We start from the raw sequence: 602 nt of genomic DNA, 5'->3' as shown, positions 1-602 counted from the left end.
TGCGTCCTCGGCGACAACGGCGCCGGCAAGTCCACCCTCATCAAGATCATCTCCGGGCTGCACCAGCACACCGAGGGCGACTTCCTCGTCGACGGCACCCCGGTGCGCTTCTCCACCCCGCGCGAGGCCCTCGACAAGGGCATCGCCACCGTCTACCAGGACCTCGCCACCGTCCCGCTGATGCCGGTGTGGCGCAACTTCTTCCTCGGCTCCGAGATGACCAAGGGCCCCTGGCCCGTGCGTCGCCTCGACATCGAGCGGATGAAGAAGACCGCCGACGAGGAACTGCGCAACATGGGCATCGTCCTGCACGACCTGGAACAGCCCATCGGCACCCTCTCCGGCGGCCAGCGCCAGTGCGTCGCGATCGCCCGCGCCGTCTACTTCGGCGCCCGCGTCCTCATCCTGGACGAGCCCACCGCCGCCCTCGGCGTCAAGCAGTCCGGCGTGGTCCTGAAGTACATCGCCGCCGCCCGCGACCGCGGCCTCGGCGTCATCTTCATCACCCACAACCCCCACCACGCCTACATGGTCGGCGACCACTTCAGCGTGCTGCGCCTCGGCACCATGGAACTGTCCGCCTCCCGCGACCAGGTCAGCCT

At 68.9% G+C, this 602-nt stretch carries 1 protein-coding gene; it reads left to right on the top strand.

Features of this window, described 5'->3' with window-relative positions; all coding sequences use genetic code 11:
- Positions 1 to 602 (top strand): ATP-binding cassette domain-containing protein (locus KUM49_RS41685; protein ID WP_217242166.1); only part of this gene is annotated, 602 nt, incomplete at both ends.

It is taken from the genome of Streptomyces sp. AC555_RSS877 (assembly GCF_019049245.1).
Classification (GTDB): domain Bacteria; phylum Actinomycetota; class Actinomycetes; order Streptomycetales; family Streptomycetaceae; genus Streptomyces.
The sequence above is the reverse complement of the archived record's forward strand: the minus strand, read 5'-3'. Positions and strand labels throughout refer to the sequence as shown.